Source organism: Synechococcus sp. BL107 (assembly GCF_000153805.1).
In the GTDB taxonomy this organism is placed as follows: domain Bacteria; phylum Cyanobacteriota; class Cyanobacteriia; order PCC-6307; family Cyanobiaceae; genus Parasynechococcus.
Genome location: NZ_DS022298.1, coordinates 1,631,802 through 1,651,928 on the forward strand (window position 1 = coordinate 1,631,802; position 20,127 = coordinate 1,651,928).

The following is a 20,127-nucleotide window of genomic DNA, read 5'->3' on the forward strand; positions in this document are numbered from 1 at the left end:
TCAGCCGGCGTTCTGCATGGATGCCACTTCAGCGGCGAAGTCGTTGTCTTCGACTTCAATGCCTTCGCCGAGGGTGTAACGGGTGAAACGACGGACTTTGACGTTCTCACCGATCTTGCCGGCAGCCTGCTTCACCAATTCCGCAACGGTGATCGAGCTGTCTTTGATAAAGGGTTGTTCCATCAGAGCTAGCTCTTTCAGGCGCTTAGCAATGCGACCCTCCACGATCTTTTCCTTCATCTTCTCGGGCTTCCCTTCCAGATCATCCCGACCCATTTCAATCGCTTTCTCGCGCTCACTGATCTCTGCTGGAATTTCATCGGTGGTGACGTACTCCACATTGGGACAGGCAGCCACCTGCATCGACACATCCCGGAGCAGCTCTTGGAACATGTCGCCACGGGCGACGAAATCTGTTTCACAGTTGATTTCGATCAACACTCCCACCCGAGCACCGGTGTGGATGTAGCTCCCGATCGACCCCTCTGCGGCGGTTCGACCAGATTTTTTCTCGGCACTGGCAATACCCTTTTGGCGCAGCCACTCAACAGCTTTGTCGGTATCACCGTCGGTGGCTGCAAGAGCTTTCTTGCAGTCCATCATTCCCGCGCCTGTCTTGTCGCGCAGTTCTTTGACAAGCTTTGCGGTTACGGCAGCCATCGGATTAAAAGGAGATAAAAAGGAAACATGACGCCGCCAATCTGCAAGCAGATCGGCGGCGAGAACTTAGCGGATCAAGGGCTTAGCCCTCGTAATCGTCTCCGCCTCTTTGCTCATTTGAGCCATGGCGGCCTTCATTGATCGCGTCAGCCAAGCGACCAAGGACGAGTTGAACAGAACGAACTGCATCGTCGTTGCAAGGGATCGGCACCTCACAGAGATCCGGATCGCAATTGGTGTCCAACATCGACACCAACGGGATATCAAGTTTGCGGGCCTCGAGAACGGCGTTGGATTCGCGGCGTTGGTCGACCAAAACGACAACATCAGGAAGACGACGCATGGTCTTCAGACCACCGAGGTACTTCTGAAGACGCTCGAGCTCTCGGCGAAGAACAGCTCCTTCCTTCTTCGGACGCATCGCAATGGCACCGCTGGATTCCATGCGTTCGAGGTCTTTCAGACGATCGATGCGCGCCTTCATCGTGGTCCAGTTGGTGAGCATGCCGCCCAACCAACGCTGGTTGACGTAGGCCGCCCCACAACGAGCAGCTTCCAAAGCAACTACTTCGGAGGCCTGTTTTTTGGTGCCAACAAAGAGGAAACGTTTGCCGCTTCGGGCCGCAGAACGAGTCCACTTGTATGCATTGTTCATGCACACAGCGGTCTTAACGAGGTCAATGATGTGAACCCCATTTCGCGCGCAGTAGATGTAGCGCGACATCTTGGGATTCCAACGACGGGTTTGGTGCCCAAAGTGGGCACCCGCCTCCATCATTTCGGAGAGAGTGACAACAGCCATGGTTTGAGGGTTTCGGGTTCGCCTCCACCTGCCAGGGACTGAACAATCACAGCGAAAGGCTGAAAATCATCCAAGTACACCCGAAACGGGCAAGTGTGCGGTGTTAGGTACCCCTTGAAGTTACCAAATCGATCGCAATTAGCGCAGTCCTTCCGCCTTTGCCACTTGAAAAAGAGTACGAACGCCAATCCTGTTCAAAGGAAGTCGCAAGACCTCCATCGCAGTGCCCGTATAGCCGTTATGAATCAACCAGCGCAGCAACGGTCGAAGACTGTGTTGATTCACTAGACCCCCAAGCGTTAAGAGCTCCCAGAGCAATCGATGCAACCAAGTGAACTGAATAATGAAACGCACCCGACGGGTGGGGTGTTTTCGAAAGAACACCAGTCCCATTCGTGCCCGTTCACCCTCAACACGGATCAACTTGGGAATCTGGTCGAGGGTGAGGGCTGGATGCCAGTGATACCCCACGGCCTCTGGACACTTAATTAAGCCAACCCCCATCCGCCGTAATCGTTCCCCCAGTTCCAAGTCTTCCCATCCATACAGACGGAACGAACAATCGAAAAGGCCAGAGCGCTCCAAAACTCCACGGTCGATCGCCACATTGCCCGTGGCGAAATAAGCCCATGAAAGATCTCGAAGCTTGTGTCGTTCCGATGTGGGGTCTTCAAAATTGGCAGTATTCACAACCGCCCCGTAGGTGAAGCAAAGGCGATCGCCACGCTGCTTCCAACTGCGTTGCAAAGCTTTGGCATGACAAGCCAAAAACGACTCAGTGACCACCAAATCACTGTCGATAAAGACAATCACATCGCCTCTAGCGTGATCGACTCCGCGATTACGCCCTTCCGCAGGACCACCGTGCTGCTGTTCCACCAAACGAACATGGGGGAAACGATCCACCTGCCCAAGCAGCCATGTGGGGGTGCCATCGGTGGAGCCGTCGTCGACGACAACCACCTCGTACTGATCAAGAGCATCCGCTAAATGCTGGCGCTCTAATGCATCGAGACACTTCTCGAGAATCGGCCGGCGGTTGTAGGTCGGAATAACGACGCTTACGAACATCGCGACGGCCGAAACAAGGAGACCCCCAGCCTACGGACACAAAAAGAGGGGGGCTAAACCCCCCTCTTTTAAAAAATCGTTCTTCAAAGACTGGTTAGAACGATTAATCGGCAGCGCCACCGTTGTTGGCAGTTCCAGTTACACCATTGCCGGCACCTTCGCCCCGGCCATCGTTACGCATTTTACGCTTTTTAAATTTGCGCGCATAAGCGCGGTTGCGCTCCTGTTTCTCTTTCTTCAGGTTTCTGCGCTTGGCCATCCGTTGGTGTCACATTCAATTTCCACCATCTTACTGAACAGCAGGCAATAAACAGCCATCTTCCATTTGAAGAAGACGGTCGGCCACATCCAAAATGCGCGGATCGTGGGTCACCATCAACACCGCACAGGATTGCTCCCGGGCCAGTTTCTTGAGGAGATCCACCACTTCCCGTCCGGTTCTGCTGTCGAGTGCTGCGGTGGGTTCATCAGCCAAAAGCAAACGCGGATGGGCAGCGAGGGCACGGGCTATCGCAACACGCTGTTTTTGGCCACCCGACAGATCATGGGGCAACTGGCCCATTTGATGATCATCCAAACCAACCGCCCTAAGCCAAGTGCGTGCTTCGTTCCTTCGCGCCCGATAACTGAGATCCGGCAGCAGATCTGCACCCATTTGCACGTTTTGTTCTGCCGTTAGGCAGCGCAATAGGTTGTGGCCCTGAAAAATCATTCCAATGCGACGGCGCACTTGTTGGCGGCTGCGGCGTCCTGCACCGTCTAATCGTTGACCGAGCACATGCACCGACCCCTGTTGCACCGTGCGTAGAGCACCAATCAGCGTGAGCAATGTGGTTTTGCCGCATCCCGAAGGGCCGGTGAGCAGCACAACTTCTCCAGGGTTGATGCGCAGGGAAATGTCTTCAAGAACCTGACGGCGCATCGCACCTTGTCCGTAGGAGTGGCTCAACGTGTCAATCGACACCGCCGGGAGCACCGAATCAAAGTCTTGAACAACAGGCATATCAGAAGATCTCCGCAGGATCGGCATCGATCAAACGGCGCATGGCCAACAGCGACGACAGCATGCACATCACAAGAATCATCACCAGAACAGTGATGGCGCGGGCAGGGTCCATCCCCACGGGAAGTTTTGTGGCGTCGCGAACAAACCAATAGAGACCTTGTCCAGCGAGATAAGCGGGCACATAACCAAGCGCTGCAAGATAAAAGCCTTCTCGCATCACAACCCCGAGCAGGTGACTGATGCGATATCCCATCGCCATCAAGGTGGCGTATTCGGGCAGATGATCACTCACATCGGTGTACAACACCTGATACACAATCACGCAACCCACCACGAAGCCCATGGCAGCCCCCAGGGTGAAGATGAAGCCAATGGATGTGCTGCTTTTCCAGTAGTTCTGCTCGAAATCAATAAAACCTTGTTTCGTCAGAACCGTGACGTCACCGGGCAAGCGTTGCTGAAGACGCTCCACAGCGAGATCGGGATTGGTTCCAGGCTTTAAGCGAATCAGGCCCACCTCAATGCCACCAGGCGATTTTTGAGGCATCAAGTCCAAAAACGTTTCGGTGCTCGTCAGCAAATTTCCATCCGCACCAAAGCTGGTGCCCAAGCTCACCAACCCTTCCACACGAACGCGGTTCCCAGAGATCTCTGTTTCCACAACCTTCCCCTCGTTGTACCAATCGGCAATCGGGCCAAATTCAGGACGCGACAGCCGGTCAAAGAGGATTCGGCCTTTTTGCTTCAACACCCCGGTTTGATCCGCAAGTCCAGGGTCCAAAAAGAAGGGATCATCAGGATTGAAGCCCAGGGCAAGGATGGCTCGGTTTCGACGGGTTTCTGGATTGCGCCACAACATCAGACCCCAATGAACAGGTGTGACGCCTTCGACCGAGGGGTCAGCCAGGGTTTGAATGAGTCGTCGTCGCGGGAATCCCGCCATCCGCACCGAGCTCGCCGAACGGGGGCTGATCAGCACTAAGTCGGCATCAAACAGGCGGTGAACCGTGACGCTCGCATCGAACAAGCCATCCCGAAAACCGAGCTGCATGAACATCAGGATCCCGGCGAAACTGATGCCAGCCAGGGCCACCAACAACCGCACAGGTTGTCGGGTGAGCAACATCCACGAAAGGGGAATACGACGTCCCTGCCAAGACCAAGTCATGGGGTGGGCTGGAAACGGGCAATCACTTTCAACCCAGCCAAGCGCATCACCCTTTTGGCATCAGCAGGATCCAAACCAACATCAACCTGCACCACCCGGGCATCCGCATCGCCGGTGGGGTCGGTCGACAACACAGCACGCTGCTCAACCTGGGGACTAATCCGAATCACGCGACCATTCAGATTGCCTTTGAAACCACCATTTTCACTCGTTAAAAGCACGATTTGACCCATCCGGATACGCGCAACATCCGACTCATAAACCTCAATTTTGGCTTCCATCTTTTGACTGGCCCCAACATCCATGACGCCATCGCTGCCAGGGCGTTCTCCCTCATGGGCATGAATTTCAAGCACTAGGCCGTCAATCGGCGAGGTGAGTTGGCTCAATTCAAGATCTGTTTGCAAACCCTTTCGAGCCGCCAATGCCTCTAAGCGTTGACCCTGCATCCGGATCAGCTCTTCACGTTTGTTATCCACCAACACCCGTTCAGCAGCCCCCGACTCAGCTGCTTTTTGAAAGCGACTGACCTCAACCGTTTGCAGAGCTATTTGCAGCTGAAGACTTTGTAATTTTGCGTTGATTTCCTCTAGATCTGCCAAGAGTCCCTGGCGGTGATCAAAGGTGGCCAACACCTCACCACGTTGAATCAGCGCACCTTCATTCACATGAAGGGCTGCGATTCGAGGCGTTCCCGCGATGCCCGCGGTCGGTGCCGCAAGACTACGAATATCGCCGGCGGGCTCCAGTTGACCGAGGGCTGCCACCGCTTCAGCTTTCCTAGGAAGCGCCTGCTCTGGAACAACTGGCGCGCTTTGAAGCTCTGAAGGCTTTGGACGCAGTAACCAACAACCGCCAGCCGCAACAACGACTGCAGTGGCTGCGATCAAAGGACGAGGAATCTGGAGCATTAAAGAGTTGGCGGGTTATCAAACAGCAGAAGCTCGATGTATCGATCGGCCCACTCTGGATCGAACGCTTTCTCGAGCACCCGGCGGGTTTTGTCGTTGCGCTTCTGTTGAAGGCAGTAGTTCAGTTGGCCTTCATACCGAGCAATCGTAGAAACAGCTCTTGGTGATTCGGGAATCGCGCGCGATGCGCAGTCAGTAAGGACCTTGAGATAGTCGGTGACGACCTGATTAAAAAGAGCCTCCTCATCGGCTCCATCCGGCCGAATAAAACACACCTTGCTCGAAAAAATGGTCCCCCAGCCAGGCAGGTCTCGCACCTGACGAAATGCTGGCCTTTCGATCGACTCAAGGCCTTCGAACACAGGATCGGGTAATCGTCCCGATGTGGGCGATAGATCCACAATCGCTGCTGATATTCCCGCAGGACCCGCAACGATATCGGCACCAAAAATCGGTAGGTCGTATCGGGGATCAGGAAACCAAACGCAGTGAAGAATCTGCAAGCCGTTACCGAGTCTTGCTATTTCCAGATGAATTTTGCGAAAACCTCGGCACTGATACAGCTCATTGCCGATAAAAAGCGTTTCACCATCGAGTTCTCCATGAATCGCCTTGAGGTCTTCAGCGGTGCTTAACGGTGCAAGTTCTGGAAGTTTTTGCCAAGACGAACGGATGGACGCTGCGAGCGTCAACACCAGAGGATGCAGTTCCTGACAGGGATCCTTCGACTGAGGCTGCATCAAGGCCGGCAGGCACAGAATAGAACTTTGCCACGCAGTTCTGAACCGTTCGTTCTTCGCTCCCAAGTTGGACAACTGGACTTTGCCCAACGGCACCCGTTGCGTGGCGGCAGCGATGCCCGATGCACCGCTCACCTGCATTGATTTTTGGTGCCAAGCCGGCAGCAGCAGTGAGCGGTCTGGTGAGGAAGGCATCGCCCATTTTCTTGAACACATGGTGTTCAAGGGAAGTGGTCGTCTAGCCGCTGGGGCATTCGATGAAGCCATCGAAGCGCTTGGAGGCAGCAGCAATGCAGCCACTGGATTCGACGACGTGCACTTTCACGTTTTGGTCCCACCAGATCGAGCAGCAGAGGCTCTGGATTTGCTTCTCGAACTTGTGCTGAAACCAGCTCTCGAACCGCAGGGCTTTGCCACAGAAAGAGATGTGGTGCTCGAAGAGATTGCCCAATATGCCGACCAACCCACCGAGCAAGTGCTGCAAAGCATCTTGAGCTTGGGTTGTGGAGACCACGCCTATGGCAGACCCATTCTTGGCGACGTTGCAACCCTCAACGCCATGGAGCCCAGCCTGATGCAGCGGTTTCACCAACGGCGTTATCTCGGGCCGAATTGCACACTTGCCCTGGCTGGCCCTGCCCCAGAAACTCTCAAACCGGCCATCGCAGCATCGGCTCTAGCGGACCTACCAGCAGATCAAAACAAGCCCAGCTCGCATCAACCCTTGCCGTTGATGCTTCAAGCCGGCCGCCACACGCAACGGGTCGACCGATTGGAGTCGGCGCGAATATTGATGCTTTGGACGACAGCTCCCGCCCACAACCAGGACGCCGTCATGGGAGCAGATCTCGCAACAACATTATTAGGTGAGGGAAGAAGAAGCCGTTTGGTGGAGCGTTTACGGGAAGAGCTTCAATTGGTTGAGAGCATCTCGATGGATCTCACAGCCTTGGAGGAGGGGAGCCTCATCACCCTTGAAGTGATCTGCCAAGAGGACGCATTGTCCGCCGTCGAACAAGAGATCAGTGCAGTGCTGCATCAAGTGGCAAACGAAGCCGTCTCAGAACAAGAGTTACGGCGTGGTTATCAACTTGTGAGCAATAGCCTCCGCTATTCGTTGGAATCTGTCGGACATGTGACCGGTCTTTGTGCCAGCCACGTGCTTTGGCATCGCCACCAAGACTTGTTATCTCCCCTAAACCTCCTAGGCCACTGGAGTACCGACCGACTACAGACCGAACTATTTCCTGCGCTTCTGCCTGAAAAGGCCTGTGTATTGATTGCTCGCCCGGGAGATCACCAGTGAAATCAGCACTGGATGTTCTGGTCGAACCTCTCGCGTCACCGGGCGTGATGGCCGCAAAGCTTTGGCTGCCATTTGGCAGTGCTTGCGATGCCAAAGATCAGCGCGGTGCCCACGACTTATTGGCATCGCTTCTGAGCCGGGGCTGCGGCCCTTACAACCCAAGGGAACTCGCCGATGTTGTCGAAGGATGTGGAGCAGGGCTGCGCTGCGATGCCCAAGAGGATGGGCTGCTGCTGAGCCTTCGCAGCACCCTGGAAGACGCTGAGCTGCTTCTTCCGTTATTGGCGTGGATGGTGCTGGAACCGCATCTCGCACCGGATCAGGTCGCCCTTGAAAAAAGCCTTACCCTGCAAATGCTGCAACGGCAGCGGGAAGACCCATTCCACATGGCAGCCATCGCCTGGCGAGAACTGGCATTCGGCGCTGGCGGCTATGGCCATGATCCGATGGGAGTGGAATGCGACCTCCAAAGCATCGAGCGTCAGCAGATTCTTCCCCTGGCCCAGCGACTCCCCAACGGGCGAAGCGTTTTGAGCCTGGCGGGCTGCTTACCCGATGACATTGAGCACCACATTCATGCCATGGATGGATTCCGTGGCTGGCCCTTAGTCGTTGAAGAATCAAACGTTTGTCGTCTCAATTACGGAACGCCTGCGTGCGAAACGATTCACCTTGAATCCATGGACACCGAACAGGTGGTTCTGATGCTTGGACAAGCAACGGTCCCCCACGGACATCCCGATGATCTGGTGTTGCGTTTGCTCCAATGTCATCTCGGGGTTGGGATGTCGAGCCTTCTGTTTCGACGTCTTCGAGAGGAACACGGTGTTGCCTATGAAGTTGCGGTGCACTATCCACAACTCATAGGACCAGCCCCATTTGTGCTCCTGGCTGCTACAGGAATGGAGCGGGCAGAACTCAGTCTGCGCCTCCTCCTTCAAAGCTGGGACGAACTCAGACAAACCACTCTGAGCCAAACCGATCTCACCCTTGCCCGCGCCAAGTTCATCGGTCAGATGGCGCAGGCACGACAAACCTGCTCTCAACGCGCTGAGCGGAGGGTTCAACTTCGCGCCATGGGACTGCGCGATGACCACGACCAGCGCTGCATGGACGCCATTCAGGCGATCACGGTTGATCAAATCCAAGCAACCTGCCAACGCTGGTTTCAGAAACCCCAGCTCAGCCTCTGTGGCCCTCCAGAATCATTGGAAACGCTCGAACGGGTTTGGGCTGAACGACATTCATAACGAGATCACGGCGTCAAGACATCACTCGATCACGTCATCGGCATCGGTATCGGTATCGGCATCTTTTGTGGTGGCATCGTCTTGAGAAGCATCGTCTTGAGAAGCAGCCTCAAGTTGATCGAGGGAAATTAAATAGGTTCCGCGGCGAAACCGAACAGCAACGGTGTCGAACGGATGAAGCGCGACGACTTCACCCAACTCATCCAGGCTGACAAGGTCCGATGGACGCAACATCGGCATGGGGTCGGCGGTTTTCAAATAAGGAACTTGTCGCTTCAGTCGCAACCTGTCACCAATGGAGGCCGTCATGATCTCTAGGCAGGACATTCATTCTCGAGCAGGATGGGCCCAGTTGCTCGTGGAACGTGAGGGCTCTCGCCATCTGGAGCGGTGCCCTGGCTGGGCTGATGGCCATTTTGATTGGCAGCCTTGTGCCAGCGGCCCTTCTCCTACCGACTCCAGAGATCGCGGTTCTTGATCTCCCTGCAACCTGGCAAGTCTCCGCACTGTTGGTCTGCGCCATGGTGAGTGGCCCTCGCGCTGGCGTTATTGCAGCGGTGGCTTACTTGAGCATGGGCTTCACCAACCTTCCGGTGTTCCACGGTGGTGGGGGGTTGAATTACCTGCTTGAGCCAGGCTTTGGATATTTGGCAGGCTTTGTTCCAGCCGCATGGTTAACCGGCCGACTGGCGCATCAAACGGGAATGCAGGACCTATCAAAGCAATGCCTCTCTGCCGGAGCTGGCCTTTTGGTTTTGCAGTTGTGTGGCCTTCTCAACCTCGGTTTGGGTGCGCTACTCGGGCGGTGGAGTTCACCGTTGCTGAGCCTGATCATGCAGTACTCCGTCAACCCTCTACCGGCACAAATTCTCCTGTGCATTGCATCAGGCTTGCTTGCTGTGATTTTGCGCCGCTTACTGATCGTTGAATCATGAGCAGGTTGCTGCAACGATCCACAACCTTGTCGATTGCTGCAGCCATCGTGCTGATCGATCAGCTGAGTAAAGCGGGACTCTCGGCGATCTTGGTTGATGGCAGATCGATCCCCGCTATTCCCGGGATCCTCTCCCTGCAACTCGTTCACAACAGCGGCGCTGCTTTCAGCCTATTCAGCGGATCCACAGAACTTCTTGGCCTACTCAGTCTGTTGGTGAGTCTGGGAATCCTGGTATGGATTGGGCGACAGCGCGCGATACCTTTTTGGCAAGGCTTAGCGACAGCATGCCTGTTGGGCGGAACGCTCGGAAATGGATTGGACCGGTGGCGCCTTGGCTACGTGGTGGACTTTCTAGCGCTGGTGCCAATTAACTTCCCCATTTTCAACGCTGCAGATATCGCCATCAATTTTGCGGTGCTCTGCTTCGGCATTGATCTCTGGCTCAATCGCCATGACGGAGACCATGCTTAGACCCACCTCGGGAGAACATTCAAAAGTCCACAACCCAACCCTGGGATCAATGGCGATCGCCGTTGGCCTACGGGGCGAAATGGTCTTTGCCGCTAGGGGCCGAATAAGCCAAGCCAAACCATGAAAGGTCGCACACGGCTACTACTTGGACTCGCCTGTGCCTTGCTGGCCATGGTGATCGTGGGAGTTGTTTTACAGGCCGTCCGCACCCTGCTTTGGGATCTCAGTTATTTCCTGCCCCCTTGGCTTCTCACCCCAATTCTGCTGCTCGGACTCGTTCTCATCGCAACCGCCGTTGTCCAGGTGGGTCTGCCTTGGTGGAAGCAACGACAAACAACGGCACAACGCCGCCCCACGCAACCCCTGCAGGCGCCAACCAATCGGCGCGATGCCGCTGACCAAAGCCTGAGCAATATCGACCGTTTGATCGAGAGGCTTGAAAGTGATATTGCCCGCGAAAGCCTTCAGGCTGAGCGAGATCGGGTCAACGAAGAACTGCAGCGTGGAGACCTGGTGGTCGTCGTCTTTGGCACCGGCTCCAGCGGCAAAACATCTTTAATCAGAGCCCTCCTGCAAAAAATGGTCGGAGACGTGGGGGCTCCAATGGGGCTCACCAAAGAAACGCGCAGTTACAGGTTGCGCCTCAAAGGGTTAAGTCGAGGACTGCAACTCGTGGATACCCCTGGGATTCTTGAAGCAGGCGACGACGGTCTGAGTCGAGAAGATCAAGCACGACGACGCGCAATTCGAGCCGACTTGCTTTTGGTGGTGGTGGATGGCGATCTCCGAGCGTCGGAACTGGCGGTCGTGCGCTCGATTGCTGATCTTGGAAAACGGCTTCTCCTTGTTCTCAACAAACGCGATTTACGGGGAGTGGATGAAGAGAAACAACTCCTGCAAGTGTTGCGATCTCGCTGCACAGGTCTGTTGTCGAACGCGGATGTTTTGGCGTGCAGTGCCGCCCCTCAATCGATCCCACAACCAGGTCGGCGGCCCCTACAACCCAAGCCCGACGTGATGGATCTGCTGCAACGCTTAGCGGTTGTGTTGCAGGCTGAGGGAGAAGAACTCATCGCCGACAACATTCTTCTCCAGTGCCGCAACCTTGATTCCCGCGGTCGAGACTTGTTAAACCAACAACGCATCCGCGAAGCGAAGCGGTGCGTCGATCGCTATTGCTGGATCGGAGCAGGGGTCGTAGCCGCCAATCCACTGCCGGGTGTCGACCTCCTCAGTACGGCTGCGGTCAATGCCCAAATGGTGGTGGAAATGGCGGGCATCTACGGCATTGAAATGTCAAAAGAGCGCGCCAAGGAACTCGCCGTTTCGGTAGGACGCACCCTGGCAACCCTTGGCATGGTGAAAGGTGCCATGAGCTTGCTGGGTACTGCGCTCACCGTACATTTGCCGACCCTGTTGGTGGGTCGTGCGATCCAGGGAGTGACAGCGGCATGGCTCACCCGAGTCGCGGGAAGCAGCTTCATTCGCTTTTTTGAACAAGACCAAGATTGGGGAGATGGCGGCATGCAAGACGCCGTTCAAGAGGCGTTTCAGCTCAATCGGCGGGAAACATCGCTGCAACGCTTTTTGGAAACCGCGATGCGTCAGGTGGTGGCGCCACTTCAGCGGTCGGCGAAGCGACAACTTCCGCCCCAGCCAGGGCCTCGGGAGGAGGGGGGAGCAGCGGACCGCGGGCATCAAGAGCGGTGATCATCAAGAGATAGAGCAGTCCAATCGCCACAGAAATTGCGCCGGTCACGATGGCGATCCAGCGGGGTCGCTGCGACTGTTCCGGCATGGGCTGTTGAAGCAATGAATCGATTGTGGTCGATTGGATCAACGCACCGAGCCATTGATCAGTTGTGCCAGTTCGGTCAGATGCTCTGGCGTGGTGTGGGGGTTACCAAAAACCCCCTTCAAACAGAAGCGATCCCCATAGAACGGCCGCGAAAGCATGTACCCCGCTGACAACAGCTGCTGACGCAGATGATCGCTCCAGGCATCACCGCTTGCTGAATCGCTTTGGTTGAGACGAAACGCCTGAATATGCAACTCACCTGGCAACAAGGTGAGGCGAGTGCTGTCCAATTGACTGGCAAATGCCGCTCGTCGCGCCAAGGCATTGGACAGAATCGTTTCGATGCCCACCTCTCCCAGCTGGCGAAGACCAAGCCAAAGCTTGAGAACTTCAGCTGGACGCGTTCCCTGCAGGCCCACCTCTCCGCCATGGTGTTCACCGGTCGGTCGTTCCATGTATGGAAGTCCGGTGCCGAACGTTGTGCTGAGTTGATGCCCATCACGAAGCAGGAGCAGCGATGAGGCCTTAGTGATGCCAAGCAGCTTTTGGGGGTTCAGCGTGATCGAATCCGCCTGATCCAAACCTCTCATCAAGGACGCATGCTCGGCACTCAGGGCAAAGACGCCGCCGATAGCTGCGTCAACATGAAGCCAAACACTGTGCAGTCGACAGAGATCTGCCAACTGAAGCAAAGGATCAATCGCACCGCGAACCGTGGTTCCTGCTGTGGCCACCACCGCCAGACATGGACGCTGCAGACGACGCAAGTGATTCAGCTTTTGCTCAACCGCAGCAACACACAGTCGTCCAGCGTCGTCCGTTGGCAGCAAGACAAGGGCTTCATCCGGCAAACCCATCACCCGCGTTGCCTTGACCAACGACACATGGGAATCGCAACTACACAGGATCACCCCATCGCGAAGGCCTTGCCCACAGGCACGCGCCGTGACCAGTGCCATCAAGTTGCTGAGGGTGCCACCGCTCGCAAGGACACCACCAGCTCCTTTGGGAAGCCCAAGTCGCTGACAAAACCAGCGGCACAATTCCTGTTCCAAGCTGGATAGGCCTGGTGACAACTCATCCGCCAACAGGTTGTTATTGAGCCCCGCACAGACCAGTTCCGCCGCAATGGATGCCGTTAGGGGTGGTGGATCGAGATGGGCGAGAGAGCCTGGATGGGATGGCTGGAAGGCCCCATCCATCACCACCTGCAAATCGTGGAGAAGAGCATCAAGATCCGCCGCCTCAGTATTCGGTGCAATCGACGGCTGGGGACGCATCAGAGGCAAAGGACTGTGCTGCTCCGCCGATCCAATCCAGGCACAAAGCAGATCCGCCGTCCTGTGCAGAAAATCCTGCAGCACAGGATCCGTTGCATAGGGAGCCGCAAACGGTGCCAATCGTGCCGTTGAAGGATTTGGATCGGAACCGGCGTGCAAGAGCGAGGGCTGAACTGACCTAATCCTCGCCCTTCGTGGGATGGTGCTCACAGCCGTGCCTGCGATTCGGAGTGGATCAAACCGATCGATTCCACGAGTGGATGAAGGTGCTGTTGCAGCGGGCTCAGGTCAACGGCCTCAGCGGTGAGGTTCCTGTTGCTGCAGTGGTATTGGGTCCGGATGGTCGAGCCATCGGCCATGGCCGAAATCGACGTGAAACCGAACAAGATCCCCTGGGCCATGCGGAATTGGTCGCGCTTCGACAAGCCGCGTTGATACTTGGAGATTGGCGCTTCAACCAATGTTGCTTGATCGTGACGCTCGAGCCCTGTCCGATGTGTGCCGGAGCTCTAGTTCAGGCCCGAATGGGGACCGTTGTTTTTGGAGCCCATGATCGGAAAAGGGGAGGTCTGGGAGGCACGATGAACCTCTCAACCCACCCCAGTGCCCATCACAAAATGACGGTGATCGGCGGAGTGATGGAGGCCGAAGCTTCCACCCAACTGGAGCAATGGTTCAAGCAGCGGAGGCAACGGAACCGCTGAATTTCGGCAGCTCGGACTCAAACAAATTGAGCAGGTGGGTCACGTTTTCTGGATTGGAGTTGTAGCCCATCAAGCCGATCCGCCAAATCTTGCCGGCCAAAGATCCCAAACCACCACCGATTTCGATGCCGTGTTGGTTCAAGAGGTGCTGACTAAAGGCCTTACCGTCCACACCTTCCGGAATTCGAACCGTCGTCAGCGTGGGAAGCCGACGATCGGCTGGAACATGCATCGACAAACCAAGGCTCTCCAATCCGTTCCATAACGCTTCAGCGTTATGGCGGTGGCGGGCCCAAGATTGCTCGACGCCTTCTTCGGCTAGAAGCCGTAGCGCCTCCCGCATCCCGAAGTTCATGTTGACGGGGGCCGTGTGGTGATAGACACGGTCGCTCCCCCAGTACTTGTTCAGCAGAGAAACATCGAGATACCAGTTCGGAACTTTGTCCGTACGAGCTTCCATCTTGGCTTCAGCCCTTGGCCCCATGGTGAAGGGACCCAACCCGGGAGGACAGCTCAGCCCCTTTTGGCTGCAGCTGTAGGCCAAATCCACCTTCCATTCATCGATGTAGAGCGGCACCCCGCCCAAAGACGTCACCGTGTCCAGCAGCAGTAGGCAGTCATGCTTTCTGCAAAGGTCACCAACCCCTTCCATGGGCTGACAGACGCCCGTTGAGGTTTCAGCGTGGACGATTGCCAACATTGTTGGCTTGTGCTCAATCAGAGCCGCTTCGAGTTCTTCGAGGGAGAACCACTCACCCCAGGGCTTTTCAATGGTTTTGACATTGGCCCGATAACGGCCGGCCATATCGACAAGACGAAGACCGAAATACCCCTTCACTGCAACCAGAACCGTGTCGCCGGGTTCGACCGTGTTAGCAATCGTGGCTTCCATGGCCGCACTCCCCGTGCCGCTCATCGGCAGGGTGAGACGGTTATCGGTTTGCCAGGCATAGCGAAGAAGTTCTTGAACTTCACCCATCAACTCCACATAGAGCGGATCGAGGTGACCGATGGGCGTGCGCGCTAACGCTTGAAGAACAGTTGGGTGGGCGTTGGACGGACCCGGACCCAACAACAATCGGTCGGGTGTTGCGATCGGAGCAAAGGACTTGCGATGACGATCGTCAACATGGAGAAGAGATTGCGACGTCGCCAAGGCCTTGAACGTTATTTCTGAGAACAGAGCCTACGCAGTCATCGTTCCGAATCGGCACCCAAACGGGGCGATTGCAAACCTGCTGAAACCTTGATTCAGCGCTGACGAAGGTTGGTCTCCCCCAACCCACGGGCCAGATGATCAAAGGGTTGCATCACTGAGCCGAGCTTGTCAGCAGGAACACCCTGTTGCAGAAGGCTCTCAGCAACTACTTCGCCCAGTAAAACAATGCTGCGCACAGTCGGACCGGTCGGAACGCCAAGACTCTTATACGTATCGTCCAACCCGTTCAGAACACGTTCATTGAGGATCGTGCTGTCTCCGGCCACAAGCGCATAGCTCGCGTAACGCAGGAAGTAATCCATATCCCGCAAACATGCCGCAAGGCGCCGAGTGGTGTAGGCATTCCCTCCGGGCAAAAGCAAATCTGGTTCATCTTGAAAAAGGCGCTGACTGGCTTCGCGCACAATTTCAGCCGAGTTGGAGTTGATCAACTCAACAGCACGGATGCGCAGCTCCGATTCATCGAGGTATGACTCAATGCTGTCGATCGCCGACCTGTCGAAATAGCGGCCCAGCTGGTCGTAGCGACCGATCAGACCACCAATGGCATCGCGCATGTCTTGGAACTCAGGACTACCCCGATTTGGACGCTAACACCGCTTTACAGCTGAGAAACCCTGGCAGGCCTGTGATCCTGTCTTTTTGACAGAAACGGTTACGCGATCCACATTCAGAAGCCGGAATGTCCCCCTTGATACAAGATGGAGCCATCGAGATCTTTACGGTCTCTCTAATTCCGTCTTTGGCGCCCGTTTTTCATGGCCAAAACCCCCCAGGAAGTCCTTCGTCAAATTAAGGACGAAGGCATAGAGCTAATTGATCTGAAATTCACTGACCTTCACGGCAAGTGGCAGCACCTGACGGTATGCACTGAGTTGCTGGAGGAAGAGTCGTTCACCGAAGGACTGGCCTTCGATGGATCCTCCATTCGTGGATGGAAGGCCATTAACGCCTCGGACATGGCGATGGTGCCGGATCCAAATTCAGCATGGATCGATCCGTTTTACCGCCATAAAACGTTGAGCATGATTTGCTCAATTCAAGACCCTCGCACCGGTCAGGATTACGACCGTTGTCCAAGGGCATTAGCGCAACGCGCTCTCAACCACCTCAACAACACCGGGCTTGCCGACACGGCATTTTTCGGACCTGAGCCTGAATTTTTCATCTTCGACGACGTTCGCTACAACTCGTCAGAGGGTGGATCCTTCTACAGCGTTGACACCATTGAGGCCGGCTGGAACACAGGCCGCATCGAGGAGGGTGGCAACCTTGCGTACAAAATCCAAACCAAAGAGGGCTACTTCCCTGTAGCTCCGAATGACACAGCTCAGGACATTCGCTCCGAAATGCTGCTGCTCATGGCCCAACTGGGCATTCCTATTGAAAAGCACCACCACGAAGTGGCCGGTGCGGGACAGCACGAACTGGGCATGAAGTTCGCGCAGCTGATTGAAGCTGCCGACAACGTCATGATTTACAAGTACGTCGTTCGGAACGTTGCCAAGAAATACGGCAAAACCGCCACCTTTATGCCGAAGCCGGTGTTTAACGACAACGGCACAGGCATGCATGTTCACCAAAGCCTTTGGAAGGGCGGTGAACCGTTGTTCTTCGGTGAAGGCACCTACGCCAACCTGTCTCAGACAGCACGTTGGTATATCGGTGGCATCTTGAAGCACGCGCCGGCATTCCTCGCCTTCACCAACCCAACCACCAACAGCTACAAACGCCTGGTTCCAGGTTTTGAAGCCCCGGTGAATTTGGTGTATTCCGAAGGCAACCGCTCCGCCGCTGTTCGCATTCCTCTAACGGGTCCAAGCCCAAAGGCCAAGCGCTTGGAGTTCCGATCAGGTGATGCCCTCGCCAATCCTTACTTGGCCTTCAGCGCCATGATGATGGCTGGGTTAGACGGCATCAAAAATCAAATTGATCCCGGCGATGGTGAAGATCGCGATCTGTTTGAACTGAGTGCTGAGGAACTCCAGAAGATCGCAACGGTGCCGCCTTCATTGAATGGTGCTCTAGAAGCTCTGAGTGCTGACCGCGCCTTCTTAACCGAAGGTGGCGTCTTCACCGACGACTTCATCGACAACTGGATCGACCTCAAATACGAGGAAGTTCAGCAATTGCGCCAGCGCCCACACCCCCACGAATTCACGATGTATTACGACGCCTGATTTAGGTAGTTGGAGTCTCCAAAGCCCGCCTCAATTGAGGCGGGCTTTTTAGTGCCTACTCAAAGCCGCATTTTTCTGTCGCATTCGTTGGAATAGTGGTCTTGTGCGATGTCTCGATGGCGACCACGCCCTTCAGCAAATTGGCTTACCAGACCCTTCAACAGGGCAAAAGCATCGCTGGACTGGCCCATAAGGAGCTAAGCACCAAACTGATGGAGCTGGTGGCTCCAGAGGCGATGCCGACCACCGAGTCGGTGTCACCAGACATTCTGCAAACGTTGCGCAATGCCATGGCACAGCTCGAGGAGCGTGATTGGCAAGAAGCTGAGCAGGGCGTCTATCCAACATCACTGTTATTCGATGCACCCTGGCTGGATTGGGCCAGTCGCTACCCCCAGGTTTGGCTTGACCTGCCCTCGATCTGGAATCGGAGGAAAGAACGCAATGTGCGTGATCTTCCTAAAGACACCGATCCAGCCCTTTTCCCTGAGTACTACCTTCAAAATTTTCATCACCAAACCGACGGTTACCTCAGTGATCATTCGGCAGGTTTGTACGACCTACAGGTTGAAATTCTTTTCAACGGCACCGCTGATGCGATGCGTCGTCGCGTTATTGCGCCTTTGAAGCGTGGTTTGAAGCATTTCTCAGACCGCAGTCCTGCCTCTGTACGCATCCTTGATGTAGCAACAGGAACGGGTCGAACTCTGCACCAAATCAGAGCCGCTCTTCCCAACGCCGAGCTCATCGGAACAGATTTATCTGACGCCTACTTGCGACAGGCCAATCGTTGGCTCAATAGTGCCCAATCGTCCCTCGTACAACTGATTCGCGCCAACGGAGAATCACTCCCTTTGGCGAATGGATGCTTGCAGGGGGTGACCTGCGTGTTCTTGCTGCATGAACTTCCTGGAGAAGCGCGTCAAAACGTGATCAACGAAGCCTGGAGGGTGTTGGAGCCCGGTGGAGTGCTCGTGTTGGCCGATTCGATTCAATTAGCGGACACACCGGAATTCAGTGTGGTGATGGAGAACTTTCGCAAGTTCTTCCACGAGCCCTACTACCGCGATTACATCGGCGATGACATTGAGGCTCGACTCCACACCGCTGGATTTGAAGGGGTCACGGCTGAATCCCACTTCATGACGAGGATTTGGTCTGCACGGAAGCCGATCTCCAGCCACACCTGAGCGGATTCGCTGACATGCCCTGTGCCCACAAGGCTGGCCGCCATATGGTGAATTCAAACCCAAAGGGTATTCATGACAAATCCCTTTCGGTTGCGTTGGTTAGAAGGTTGGACCTTTCAAGTGGTCCTGATGGAAGGTCACGTTCAAATTGAAGCCCAAGGGTTTGGCATCACCCTTCGAACACCCGTTCGTCCTCAGGAAACACCTCAAGCGGCAGCTGATCGACTGGTTTTGGATGAAGATCGCCGCAGAAGAGCGATGCGACAAGCTTGGATTCGGGGGCAAGATGCTCTGTCGCCCAACAAGGAGACGCGTTATTCGAACGCGAATTCTGAGGAGAGTCTTCCCAACTCACTCGTTGTTGTTGGCGAAGGACATCGCCAATTGGTGGCTTGAGTTGGTTTAAAGATGGGCCATAACCCAAGCCACAACAAATCCTGCTCCTCCCCAGCGCAGCCCTCTCCAAAAACGTGATCCCGAAAGCTGAGGATGAAGCCATCCTTTGAAGTCGCGATCGAGCAACTGTTGAGCGAACGACTGCCGTTGCTTCCAACGGCGTCCCCGAACGCCCAACACCGGCTGATGTTGACATTCTCCCTGTTGGATCAATCGGGAGAGGCCATGAAGCCATTTCAACTGTCGCTGTTCACGACGACGTGGGTTTGGTGGCATCCGCTCGCCTCCTTCAACTCCGAAACTAGATCCACTACATCGCATCGCCATGGCTAAACCAGATTCGATCTGGCCGGAGCAAACCCAGGCCAAATCGACTGAGCTCCATAGCCTCTTGAAAATTGGTGATCGTGATTGGCACCGGTTGAAATCACAATCGAACCGACGCGCCGCCGAACTCCTTGCAGCAGCCCTGGTTCAGTTAATTCAAGACGGCAACCCTGAGGATGTGGCTGCTCTCACCAATCAAGCGCTGGGATGGATCAAAGGAGACCTGAAAGATCCCGGTTGTCCGCGCCACTAATCAGGACGGCGACAGGCGAGTTGAAGCCGATTTCCACGCCGGCTCCAACGAACATCATCAAAACATTGATGAATCAGAAACAAGCCACGCCCATGTTGGGCGTCTACAGATAGGGGAAGCTCAGCGGCACGAGCCGTCGGAGGTAATCCACAACCCTCATCCTGCACCTGCCAAATCAACCAATTGGGAGTCAGAATTCGACGGACGCGGAGTTGTTTTTGGGGGTTTTCGGAATTGCCATGACGCACAGCATTAACCAACGCTTCGTGTAAGCCAAGCTCGACTTTCTGACTGGTCATTTCACAGCCGACAGGTTCAACCAAAAGCTCCAACAGGGGAGCCAGCTGAAGCGTGGACGGCAAAACAAAGTCTGCCCAGCGGAATCGATGAAACGGCACGATTCGCCCGGCGGCAACGACCTCTTTTGAACCTACCTCGTTCGACACCCGATGACAGGA

General features: G+C 55.4%; 25 protein-coding genes. 10 read left to right on the forward strand and 15 right to left on the reverse strand.

All coding sequences use genetic code 11. The annotated features are described in order from the left end of the window. The 8 genes from tsf to BL107_RS08460 all read right to left on the reverse strand — a co-directional run bounded on the left by tsf (position 1) and on the right by BL107_RS08460 (position 6,358). A complete protein-coding gene (gene tsf, locus BL107_RS08430) occupies positions 1–660 on the reverse strand; it encodes a translation elongation factor Ts (protein WP_009789901.1) in 660 nt (219 codons plus the stop codon). A gap of 82 nt (positions 661–742) precedes the next feature. Continuing rightward, positions 743–1,462, reverse strand: coding sequence for a 30S ribosomal protein S2 (gene rpsB / locus BL107_RS08435; RefSeq protein WP_009789902.1), 720 nt, complete (start codon positions 1,460–1,462; stop codon positions 743–745). A gap of 138 nt (positions 1,463–1,600) precedes the next feature. Beyond that, the gene (locus tag BL107_RS08440; RefSeq protein ID WP_009789903.1) at positions 1,601–2,533 is read right to left on the reverse strand and encodes a glycosyltransferase family 2 protein; all 933 of its coding nucleotides are present in this window, start codon (positions 2,531–2,533) and stop codon (positions 1,601–1,603) included. Positions 2,534–2,636: 103 nt separating this feature from the next. After that, on the reverse strand, positions 2,637–2,792 hold the full coding sequence (locus BL107_RS12655; protein WP_006850288.1) for a hypothetical protein: 156 nt from the start codon (positions 2,790–2,792) through the stop codon (positions 2,637–2,639). Between the two features lie 30 nt (positions 2,793–2,822). Further along, positions 2,823–3,536, reverse strand: coding sequence for a DevA family ABC transporter ATP-binding protein (locus tag BL107_RS08445; RefSeq protein WP_009789904.1), 714 nt, complete (start codon positions 3,534–3,536; stop codon positions 2,823–2,825). Between the two features lies 1 nt (position 3,537). After that, complete coding sequence (gene devC, locus BL107_RS08450) at positions 3,538–4,707, reverse strand: ABC transporter permease DevC (protein ID WP_037988366.1); 1,170 nt, start codon at positions 4,705–4,707, stop codon at positions 3,538–3,540. Further along, positions 4,704–5,618, reverse strand: coding sequence for an HlyD family efflux transporter periplasmic adaptor subunit (locus BL107_RS08455; RefSeq protein ID WP_009789906.1), 915 nt, complete (start codon positions 5,616–5,618; stop codon positions 4,704–4,706). Before BL107_RS08455 ends, devC begins: the two co-directional genes overlap by 4 nt. Then, positions 5,618–6,358, reverse strand: a complete 741-nt coding sequence (locus BL107_RS08460) for a phycocyanobilin:ferredoxin oxidoreductase (RefSeq protein ID WP_009789907.1) — start codon at positions 6,356–6,358, stop codon at positions 5,618–5,620. The genes BL107_RS08455 and BL107_RS08460 overlap by 1 nt, the downstream gene beginning before the upstream one ends. Positions 6,359–6,425: 67 nt before the next feature. Between BL107_RS08460 and BL107_RS08465 the strand changes: the two genes are divergently transcribed. Beyond that, positions 6,426–7,664, forward strand: a complete 1,239-nt coding sequence (locus BL107_RS08465) for a pitrilysin family protein (RefSeq protein WP_009789908.1) — start codon at positions 6,426–6,428, stop codon at positions 7,662–7,664. Next, a complete protein-coding gene (locus tag BL107_RS08470; RefSeq protein ID WP_009789909.1) occupies positions 7,661–8,914 on the forward strand; it encodes a pitrilysin family protein in 1,254 nt (417 codons plus the stop codon). The genes BL107_RS08465 and BL107_RS08470 overlap by 4 nt, the downstream gene beginning before the upstream one ends. A 21-nt stretch (positions 8,915–8,935) precedes the next feature. On the opposite strand, the gene BL107_RS08475 is transcribed toward BL107_RS08470, so the two are convergent. Further along, complete coding sequence (locus tag BL107_RS08475; protein WP_037988370.1) at positions 8,936–9,223, reverse strand: DUF3148 domain-containing protein; 288 nt, start codon at positions 9,221–9,223, stop codon at positions 8,936–8,938. Between the two features lie 56 nt (positions 9,224–9,279). Between BL107_RS08475 and BL107_RS08480 the strand changes: the two genes are divergently transcribed. The 3 genes from BL107_RS08480 to BL107_RS08490 all read left to right on the forward strand — a co-directional run bounded on the left by BL107_RS08480 (position 9,280) and on the right by BL107_RS08490 (position 12,032). Further along, positions 9,280–9,849: a biotin transporter BioY gene (locus BL107_RS08480; RefSeq protein ID WP_009789911.1), complete on the forward strand. Its 570-nt coding sequence runs from the start codon at positions 9,280–9,282 to the stop codon at positions 9,847–9,849. Then, positions 9,846–10,322 carry a signal peptidase II gene (lspA, locus tag BL107_RS08485; RefSeq protein ID WP_009789912.1) on the forward strand — a complete coding sequence of 159 codons (477 nt, stop codon included), beginning with the start codon at positions 9,846–9,848 and terminating at the stop codon, positions 10,320–10,322. The genes BL107_RS08480 and lspA overlap by 4 nt, the downstream gene beginning before the upstream one ends. Before the next feature lie 120 nt (positions 10,323–10,442). Further along, on the forward strand, positions 10,443–12,032 hold the full coding sequence (locus BL107_RS08490; protein ID WP_009789913.1) for a YcjF family protein: 1,590 nt from the start codon (positions 10,443–10,445) through the stop codon (positions 12,030–12,032). Here the strand turns inward: BL107_RS08490 and BL107_RS12660 are convergent. After that, entirely contained in the window at positions 12,020–12,175 is a 156-nt protein-coding gene (locus BL107_RS12660) for a hypothetical protein (RefSeq protein ID WP_156779430.1), read from the reverse strand. The two genes, BL107_RS08490 and BL107_RS12660, sit on opposite strands and share 13 nt — an antisense overlap. Then, entirely contained in the window at positions 12,159–13,559 is a 1,401-nt protein-coding gene (locus tag BL107_RS08495; RefSeq protein ID WP_037988372.1) for a pyridoxal-dependent decarboxylase, read from the reverse strand. The genes BL107_RS12660 and BL107_RS08495 overlap by 17 nt, the downstream gene beginning before the upstream one ends. 101 nt (positions 13,560–13,660) lie before the next feature. On the opposite strand from BL107_RS08495, the gene BL107_RS08500 reads away from it, so the two are divergent. After that, entirely contained in the window at positions 13,661–14,104 is a 444-nt protein-coding gene (locus BL107_RS08500) for a nucleoside deaminase (protein ID WP_037988908.1), read from the forward strand. On the opposite strand, the gene BL107_RS08505 is transcribed toward BL107_RS08500, so the two are convergent. Then, positions 14,076–15,260, reverse strand: a complete 1,185-nt coding sequence (locus BL107_RS08505) for an alanine--glyoxylate aminotransferase family protein (RefSeq protein WP_009789916.1) — start codon at positions 15,258–15,260, stop codon at positions 14,076–14,078. The two genes, BL107_RS08500 and BL107_RS08505, sit on opposite strands and share 29 nt — an antisense overlap. Positions 15,261–15,355: 95 nt before the next feature. Continuing rightward, a complete protein-coding gene (locus BL107_RS08510; protein ID WP_009789917.1) occupies positions 15,356–15,880 on the reverse strand; it encodes an allophycocyanin subunit beta in 525 nt (174 codons plus the stop codon). 201 nt (positions 15,881–16,081) lie between these two features. Here BL107_RS08510 and glnA point away from each other — a divergent pair, with 201 nt between their 5' ends. The 3 genes from glnA (at position 16,082) to BL107_RS08525 (ending at position 19,089) form a co-directional block, all read left to right on the forward strand. Further along, the gene (gene glnA, locus BL107_RS08515) at positions 16,082–17,503 is read left to right on the forward strand and encodes a type I glutamate--ammonia ligase (protein ID WP_009789918.1); all 1,422 of its coding nucleotides are present in this window, start codon (positions 16,082–16,084) and stop codon (positions 17,501–17,503) included. A 116-nt stretch (positions 17,504–17,619) separates the two neighbouring features. Further along, positions 17,620–18,693 (forward strand): class I SAM-dependent methyltransferase, encoded by a 1,074-nt coding sequence (locus BL107_RS08520; RefSeq protein ID WP_009789919.1) that lies wholly within the window; start codon positions 17,620–17,622, stop codon positions 18,691–18,693. A gap of 72 nt (positions 18,694–18,765) precedes the next feature. Next, a complete protein-coding gene (locus BL107_RS08525; protein ID WP_009789920.1) occupies positions 18,766–19,089 on the forward strand; it encodes a hypothetical protein in 324 nt (107 codons plus the stop codon). A 6-nt stretch (positions 19,090–19,095) separates the two neighbouring features. Here the strand turns inward: BL107_RS08525 and BL107_RS08530 are convergent, their stop codons facing one another. Next, a complete protein-coding gene (locus BL107_RS08530; RefSeq protein WP_232192904.1) occupies positions 19,096–19,416 on the reverse strand; it encodes a hypothetical protein in 321 nt (106 codons plus the stop codon). Here BL107_RS08530 and BL107_RS08535 point away from each other — a divergent pair. After that, positions 19,415–19,669, forward strand: coding sequence for a DUF6439 family protein (locus BL107_RS08535; protein ID WP_009789922.1), 255 nt, complete (start codon positions 19,415–19,417; stop codon positions 19,667–19,669). The two genes, BL107_RS08530 and BL107_RS08535, sit on opposite strands and share 2 nt — an antisense overlap. On the opposite strand, the gene BL107_RS08540 is transcribed toward BL107_RS08535, so the two are convergent. Further along, a complete protein-coding gene (locus BL107_RS08540) occupies positions 19,666–20,115 on the reverse strand; it encodes an ATP-binding protein (RefSeq protein ID WP_009789923.1) in 450 nt (149 codons plus the stop codon). The two genes, BL107_RS08535 and BL107_RS08540, sit on opposite strands and share 4 nt — an antisense overlap. Positions 20,116–20,127 lie beyond the last annotated feature (12 nt).

What these genes read in the sequence shown, in the direction of transcription:
- tsf (WP_009789901.1), bottom strand. Translation starts at nt 660, where the DNA reads ATGGCTGCCGTAACCGCAAAGCTTGTCAAAGAACTGCGCGACAAGACA.
- BL107_RS08520 (WP_009789919.1), top strand. Translation starts at nt 17,620, where the DNA reads ATGGCGACCACGCCCTTCAGCAAATTGGCTTACCAGACCCTTCAACAG.
- BL107_RS08460 (WP_009789907.1), bottom strand. Translation starts at nt 6,358, where the DNA reads ATGCAGCCTCAGTCGAAGGATCCCTGTCAGGAACTGCATCCTCTGGTG.
- BL107_RS08530 (WP_232192904.1), bottom strand. Translation starts at nt 19,416, where the DNA reads ATGGCGATGCGATGTAGTGGATCTAGTTTCGGAGTTGAAGGAGGCGAG.
- BL107_RS12660 (WP_156779430.1), bottom strand. Translation starts at nt 12,175, where the DNA reads ATGGCTCGGTGCGTTGATCCAATCGACCACAATCGATTCATTGCTTCA.
- BL107_RS08490 (WP_009789913.1), top strand. Translation starts at nt 10,443, where the DNA reads ATGAAAGGTCGCACACGGCTACTACTTGGACTCGCCTGTGCCTTGCTG.
- rpsB (WP_009789902.1), bottom strand. Translation starts at nt 1,462, where the DNA reads ATGGCTGTTGTCACTCTCTCCGAAATGATGGAGGCGGGTGCCCACTTT.
- lspA (WP_009789912.1), top strand. Translation starts at nt 9,846, where the DNA reads ATGAGCAGGTTGCTGCAACGATCCACAACCTTGTCGATTGCTGCAGCC.
- devC (WP_037988366.1), bottom strand. Translation starts at nt 4,707, where the DNA reads ATGACTTGGTCTTGGCAGGGACGTCGTATTCCCCTTTCGTGGATGTTG.
- BL107_RS12655 (WP_006850288.1), bottom strand. Translation starts at nt 2,792, where the DNA reads ATGGCCAAGCGCAGAAACCTGAAGAAAGAGAAACAGGAGCGCAACCGC.
- BL107_RS08440 (WP_009789903.1), bottom strand. Translation starts at nt 2,533, where the DNA reads ATGTTCGTAAGCGTCGTTATTCCGACCTACAACCGCCGGCCGATTCTC.
- BL107_RS08510 (WP_009789917.1), bottom strand. Translation starts at nt 15,880, where the DNA reads ATGCGCGATGCCATTGGTGGTCTGATCGGTCGCTACGACCAGCTGGGC.
- glnA (WP_009789918.1), top strand. Translation starts at nt 16,082, where the DNA reads ATGGCCAAAACCCCCCAGGAAGTCCTTCGTCAAATTAAGGACGAAGGC.
- BL107_RS08500 (WP_037988908.1), top strand. Translation starts at nt 13,661, where the DNA reads ATGAAGGTGCTGTTGCAGCGGGCTCAGGTCAACGGCCTCAGCGGTGAG.
- BL107_RS08475 (WP_037988370.1), bottom strand. Translation starts at nt 9,223, where the DNA reads ATGACGGCCTCCATTGGTGACAGGTTGCGACTGAAGCGACAAGTTCCT.
- BL107_RS08445 (WP_009789904.1), bottom strand. Translation starts at nt 3,536, where the DNA reads ATGCCTGTTGTTCAAGACTTTGATTCGGTGCTCCCGGCGGTGTCGATT.
- BL107_RS08455 (WP_009789906.1), bottom strand. Translation starts at nt 5,618, where the DNA reads ATGCTCCAGATTCCTCGTCCTTTGATCGCAGCCACTGCAGTCGTTGTT.
- BL107_RS08525 (WP_009789920.1), top strand. Translation starts at nt 18,766, where the DNA reads ATGACAAATCCCTTTCGGTTGCGTTGGTTAGAAGGTTGGACCTTTCAA.
- BL107_RS08535 (WP_009789922.1), top strand. Translation starts at nt 19,415, where the DNA reads ATGGCTAAACCAGATTCGATCTGGCCGGAGCAAACCCAGGCCAAATCG.